Source organism: Paraburkholderia sp. CNPSo 3274, from assembly GCF_024206475.1.
Classification (GTDB): Bacteria; Pseudomonadota; Gammaproteobacteria; order Burkholderiales; family Burkholderiaceae; genus Paraburkholderia.
Genome location: NZ_JAMBPR010000161.1, coordinates 1 through 6228 on the forward strand (window position 1 = coordinate 1; position 6228 = coordinate 6228).

Annotated in this window: 5 protein-coding genes and 2 pseudogenes; 3 read left to right on the plus strand and 4 right to left on the minus strand. The window is 56.6% G+C overall.

Features of this window, described 5'->3' with window-relative positions; all coding sequences use genetic code 11:
• A partial coding sequence (locus M3I54_RS43260) for a transposase (protein WP_254338201.1) occupies positions 1-160 on the minus strand: 160 nt, incomplete at its 3' end.
• 46 nt (positions 161-206) lie between these two features.
• Positions 207-479, minus strand: a complete 273-nt coding sequence (locus M3I54_RS43265) for a hypothetical protein (RefSeq protein WP_254346507.1) — start codon at positions 477-479, stop codon at positions 207-209.
• Positions 480-1218: 739 nt separating this feature from the next.
• Here M3I54_RS43265 and M3I54_RS45625 point away from each other — a divergent pair.
• Together M3I54_RS45625 and M3I54_RS43270 are read left to right on the plus strand one after the other, a co-directional pair.
• A pseudogene (locus M3I54_RS45625) lies at positions 1219-1485 on the plus strand (Rieske 2Fe-2S domain-containing protein); the annotation flags it as partial.
• 459 nt (positions 1486-1944) lie between these two features.
• Positions 1945-2136: pseudogene (locus M3I54_RS43270) on the plus strand (IS5/IS1182 family transposase); the annotation flags it as partial.
• 130 nt (positions 2137-2266) lie between these two features.
• Here the strand turns inward: M3I54_RS43270 and M3I54_RS43275 are convergent.
• Positions 2267-3226, minus strand: coding sequence for a catalase family peroxidase (locus M3I54_RS43275; RefSeq protein ID WP_254346508.1), 960 nt, complete (start codon positions 3224-3226; stop codon positions 2267-2269).
• 569 nt (positions 3227-3795) lie between these two features.
• Here M3I54_RS43275 and M3I54_RS43280 point away from each other — a divergent pair.
• Positions 3796-4644: an enoyl-CoA hydratase/isomerase family protein gene (locus M3I54_RS43280; RefSeq protein WP_254346509.1), complete on the plus strand. Its 849-nt coding sequence runs from the start codon at positions 3796-3798 to the stop codon at positions 4642-4644.
• A 103-nt stretch (positions 4645-4747) separates the two neighbouring features.
• Here M3I54_RS43280 and ltrA read toward each other — a convergent pair whose 3' ends face one another.
• Positions 4748-5977: a group II intron reverse transcriptase/maturase gene (ltrA, locus tag M3I54_RS43285; RefSeq protein WP_254346510.1), complete on the minus strand. Its 1230-nt coding sequence runs from the start codon at positions 5975-5977 to the stop codon at positions 4748-4750.
• Between the last annotated feature and the right edge of the window lie 251 nt (positions 5978-6228).

Genomic DNA, 6228 nt, shown 5'->3' on the forward strand with positions numbered 1-6228 from the left:
TGCGCCACGCAAACACCTGGTTCGCATTCACCTGATGACGTCGGGCTACCCCGGAGACGGTGGCTCCGGGTTCGAAGGTCTCACGCACAATCGCCAGTTTCTCTTCAACTGAGCGGCGTCGGCGTTGCTCCGGCTGCGTCAGAACCTCAACGGGTTCCATGTTGTTAGTTGTAGGCTTAAACATAGGCGGAAGACTACCTCATAGTTTAAGCGTTACCCAGTGTCCGGTTTTCGCGGGGGCCGGCCCACAAAACAACTTGAGGTACTCCATCCATATCAACGACGGTTGCCGTCGACCAATAGTGCTTCTCCTCGCACACCCGCAGTGCCTCTTGCGCCGCCTCGATGGCGATCTTGAGCGGAAGCGTGTAGTGATATCCTGGTTGCGGCGCCTGTTGCGCATGAGCAGAAGCTGAGATAGTTGAAATGCATATAAGCGATAACCGCCAAAAGCCGGTAAGTGGCTTCGCGAAATTCATGAGACCTCCTATTAGCCGGCCGCGCAGTCAAATGTCGTTCGGAGTTTGCGGTGACTGCCCGTCAAAAGGCAGAAGATCCACGCATCCTTGCTTTTACTGTAGCCTTTGCTCTCTGCTAAACAAACATCGCTCGGTAAAAGGTGTATTTCCTGATGCGCAGCCACCCTCGCCGGAGAAGAAATCGTTTTCGGAAACGGGGTGCGCAAGCATAGGTGCGGTATCTGTCAAAAGTTCGCGTGGATAGTGCGCACAAGTAGCCGCTGTTAGATGCGGTGACGTCACGTAAACGTTCAGACCAGTGGTCATCTTGGCACGCCCGTTTTCACAATCGGATCGAGCACAACGCACCGGCATGTCCACTATTTGAAGATTGGAGTCTCATGTGGACACGCTCGGCTGAACTGTTGCGCGCTTTTCCAGTAGAGCTGTATTTGTTCGTTTAACCCTCAATATCGTCTGAAGCAGGCACTAACGACGTCTCGGTGAGATTAAATCGAACATCTTCTAAACCGTGACCGGAAAAGGTACTTTTGAAGAGACGCACAGGTGAACAATCCAAGATCAATAACGTGACGTGGGCGACTACTCGCTATCTCGGCGTGCGTCAAGCGCTTGTGGAGATTCGCATGAACGGTGACTCGGCAAATAAAAGCGGCCCCGATCCGTCTAAGGGTGTGCCCATCGAGTCGTTCGGAGGTCATTTCGGTAACGACGTAATGATTGCACGGGCGGTGAATTCCTCGCTGTTCTCGCTGCCTGTTCTCACTACCACGCGCCGCTCGGCGAAGAGTCGATTGTCGGGGGCACAGCACGTTGCCCGTGGCATCACGCTTGCTTCAGCCTGCGCACGGGCCAGGCGGTGCGAGCGCCGGCGCTAAGTCCCGTCGGGTGCTGGTCCACGACGATGCGAGGTGACAAGGTCTTTGTGCCCACAGGCTACCTTTGCCTGCTGGTTCAATGCCCGCGCTCTGCCAAGCGCCGCAGGAGATCGTTACCGTCGGCGTAGGGGCTGCTGGTTTTGCCGCTTCCGAGCGCCGACGTCGGCTCTGCTATGCGGGCAGTCTCAAAATGCTAAGCGACGGCGATGCACCGCCCGCGGACCGACCGAGTCACTGCAAAGATTATCTGGCTGGGGTTGCGTCTGAAGAATGGGGCTGCTTCGCGAAGACGCCTTCTACGCAGAGCAACGCATCGATCTTCGTCTGGAGGCAAACGTCGTACGTCTTCACTTAAAGCCGCACACGAAGCGGAGCTCGCGGATGAAAGCAAGGTGCCCTACGACCGCCAGTTGCTCGCCACGGGAGCCGAAGCTGTTCACCGGCCGGTCCCTGGTATGGATTTACAGCGTGTGCATACACTTCGCCCCCTGGCTGACAGTCGCGTCATTACTAGCCGTGCGGCGACCACTTCCGGTCCAACGAAGCTGGCCCCCACTACGACGACCCTTCGCGCATTTCCTTGTAGCGGTAAGTCCATTCGTGCGGAGCATTGGGTGGTCGCACAACGTCAGGGGCAACGGACTCATTCGTGGCTCCACAGATTCCGGCGTCTTCGTATCCGATTCGATCGTCGTAGCGAAGTTCATGAAGCATTCCTCAAATTTGCTTGCTCGCTCGTCTGCTGGAACAAATTCAAACGAGCGGAGTCGGCTTGTTGAACTAGCCTCTTAGTAGCCATAGCGAACGCGCTAGGCAGGGGCTGATATCGCCAGCGATGCAAGAGGTGTCAATCGTGTAGTATTTTTTTGAGACGCAGCTCAGTTGCAGCACGTCGATCCTGGTGTGCGGTCATCGGCTGCGTCGCGCGAACGCCAAGCCGTATACGGCGGTCCTGAGGAGCGGCATTTTGTCATCAGAGAACTCGATTCCGTCGGTAAGGTTGGTTGGCAGGAACAGCAAGTCTTTCTGCACCTCCCGACTGTTGGCAAGGGTCGTGTGGAGTGTCAGTACGCCAAGGTCGACCACATGACGCTCGTTGGGCCAAGGCTGGCTCGGATCCTTGGTCTGGTCACCGGCTTCAGCAAGCTGTGCCATGAGATGAAATACGACCGGCTTCTTCGCGATGCGCCGCGGCAGGTCGTCTATAAGAAAATCGAGCGGTTTTCTGTCCGCCTCGTCAGCAGTCAGATACACGAGTTCTTCGGGGTTCATGACGTACCGCACCGCCTGCCTACGCCCTGCCTTATCGACGAAGATAAACGCATTGAGGCCGCGGTACTCCTCGTGTGCGAAACTGTCCGGGGTGGCCGCAGTGTCGAAGGAGGCAGAAACCGTCTGGTGGCTGGCAGCGAATTCATCCAGTCTGGTCGGTTTGGGTGCGCCGTCGGGACTCTCGCTTATGGCCCTCAGCAGATCGCGGAACCCGTCTCCAGTCGCCATCGGGAAGGTCTTTATCGCCAGCATTACGATGTCGACTTCGGTCCCACCGGGCATATGGAACTTGACAGCCATTCCCTTGATGTTGCCAGGTGCGCCGTCCGGGATGGCCGGGAAACCACCGTCGTTCGAAAAGCGTGCGGTAAAGGGGATGCTGCTGCCGTCGAAGAGTGCCGCGCAGCTCAATTCCGCCGCTGCAGGCGTGGCAACGAAACTGCCAAGCGCAACGATGCCTTTCGCATGGTTGACGCGGAAGCCCGGATGGGTTCCATAGATCTTGTAGAAAATGTCGACAATCTCGCTTGCGAGCGAGGTGTAGTCGTCGCCGGACGACTCCTGGGTCGACAGTCCGTCCATCGGTGAGTGGCTCATGTAAAACCTCCGCATGAATTGAGCAGTGTCTTTCGCCAATCCGCCCCATGTTTTCTACCTACGCGCTTTGGATTCGCTCTCGAATGCGTGGTTCGGACAAACACTTGTGAACAGAAGGAAATGATCATGCGCAGCGGGACGGAGATGCCTACTGCCCAAGCGAGGCAGGCGCGGCATGATCGGACACACTTCCACTCTCGATCCGGTGCCTTACTCGCCAGTCTCCAAATATGCCGGCTCGTGGCTGTCTTGTTGTCGCTCTATAGCCGTTTTATCGAAGAATAAGGTAGGTCGCATCGGCGGGCGAAACGCATTCAACCGCGGATGAGCAACCATTTTTGTCAATCGATGTTGGTCCACCGTGCATCACGGCAAACTCGATATTTTCTCGCGGGACAAGAATGTTTATCCATGATCGGGGTTGGCTCGGAGCGTCCGCAATCCTAGAATGGTTTCTATGGAAATTTTTACATCGACTTATAAAAAAATACGCCCGCCGCCAGCCATCATTTTAATCTATATTATTTTAACGAAATTAGCCACCGTTTTATCTTGTTTGGAGAAAATCGATGCATTCAAATGTCAATAATGAATATAGCATTACGCGCGTTAGTGATGATTATTGGCGCATCACGATTAACCATCCGCCTTTCAACATCTTCGGACCGCAGTCGATTCCGATGCTCAATGACGTCGTCACTGAAATTGAAAGCGACCCATCGGTAAAAGTCGTCGTATTCGACAGTGCGGTACCGGGATTTTTCCAAACGCATTTCGATTTCGTCCCACCTCTCGAGACCACCACAAGCATGCCCCCCGGTCCCACCGGCTTGCCGCCACTTCCAGATATTTTTGTCCGTCTCGCGCGCTCTTCCGTGGTGACAATCGCCGAGATCCGAGGGCGTGCTAGCGGCGTTGGCAGCGAACTTGCCCTAGCGTGCGACATGCGATTTGCAAGTCGTGAGAAAGCAGTACTGTCGCAGTTCGAAATCGGCGGCGGCTTTACTCCAGGCGGGGGGCCGATGGTACGTCTCCCGCGTTTGATCGGCCGAGGTCGTGCGCTGGAAGTTTTGCTGAGTGGCTGTGACTACCCTGGTGAGATCGCAGAGCAATACGGCTATGTCAACCGTGCCCTTCCCGACGCCAAACTGTCCGATTTTGTGGATACATTTGCGCGTCGGATCGCGAGCTTCGATAAACAGTCTCTAGTTGATATAAAAGAAATGGTTAACGCATCTACCTTGCCGTCAGAAAAGGAAGTCGCCGCGGAATGGAGCGCATTCATTACCTCGGTTCAGCGGCCGGCGGCCCAGCGCATAATCACGGAACTGATGAAACTCGGACTGCAGAAAAATCCCGACGTGGAAACCAATCTCCCCAAGTACACCGGCGAAGTCAATCTGCCTCGTTTGCCATAGGGTCTTAACCAATGCAGCACAACTTGTATAGGGGTAGGAAACGGCGATCGCCGTCCCCTCCCTCCGAACCCGGTGTGCGGTTTTCCCGCGACGGGCTCTCCAGTCAGTTGTTTCCACATCGGGATTGGCGCGCCAATCGAAGGGCCTCGGACATCGTGAACAGCCCAAGATCAGCGAAGAAGGCATTTGGCCATCGGGTGTGATCGCGAAGGCATCGACCCTGACCCGGACGGTGAAGCTGTCGACGCAGGATCGCTCGTAGGCGGCGACGAACAAAGCCGTCGACGGTCGAGAAGGTGTAGCGGTGGGCGTGCTGGAAATAGCCAAACCAGCCACGCAGGGTCGGGTTGATCGACGCGATGATGCTCTCGATCGAATCGCCCCTGTTGCGCTTGGTCAGGGCGCGGATTTTATCCCGCAGCCCCATGAGACTCTTCTTGCGCACCCAACGTTGACCTGCCTCGAACCGGTAACCCAGGAACTCGAACCCGTGACCCTCCAGCCGGCAATCCCCAACGTGGGTTTTGTCAGGATGCAGTGTCAAGCCGTTCGCATCCACCCAAGCCCGCATGCGAGTGAGCGCATCTTCCGCTTCCTCACGTGTACGGCATAACACCACGGCGTCATCCGCGTAGCGCACCATGACCAGCCCTGCCTGTCGCATTTCCACGTCAAGCTCGTGCAGGTACAGATTTGCCAACAAGGGGCTAACAACCGCCCCTTGAGGACTGCCGGAAGTCGGCGTCCAACGCGTCATGTCTTCCATGATGTCTTGCTTGAGAAAGTACTGGATGAGTTCCAGAACCCGGCCGTCCGAGATTCGCCCTGCCACTCTCGCAAGAAGAGGTGAGTGTGGAATCGAGTCGAAATAGCTTTGCACGTCGGCATCGACCACCCAGCAGTAGCCCGCTTTCACATGCCGGTCTACCTCGCGCAGCGCATCCTTGCAGCCCAAGCCCGGGCGAAAGCCGTAGCTTCTCGGCTCGAACTCATGTTCAAAGATCGGCTCGATCACCAGCTTTAGGGCCGCTTGAACTACGCGGTCTTTTACAGCGGGTATACCGAGCGGGCGGCGTCCTTTACCTTTCGGTATGTAGACGCGCCGCACCGGCTGTGGGCGGTAGCTACCGTCCTGCAATGCATCCGCCAGTTCAGCGAGGTATCGGTCTCGCGCTTGCGCGAATCGATTCACGCTCATGCGGTCAACTCCCGCCGCCCCGGCATTCTTCTTGACCTGAGCCCATCCCAGCGCGAGCGTGTCCAGGCGAAACACCTTGTCGATCAGACTATGCCATTTACCTCCTTTAACTCCGTTTCGTAGAGCAGCCAACATAGCGTGCCGCGCGTCAAACAAGATGAGAGCAGCGCGTCAATCAGGATGAGAGTACTGGCGTTGCGGCAGCGGTGGAGGGCGTAGCCCGGAACCGCTGCCGCAACGCCGCGCCGAGGAGTCCGCCCCGCTGCCGGGGTGCCTTGTCGGTGGTCGCGGTAAATCGGGTATGAACAGCTCTTCCATGTAGCGAAGGGAGGCTGAGTTGCCCGGCCGACACATCAACGACCATCAGATGAGGCTCTACATGAAGT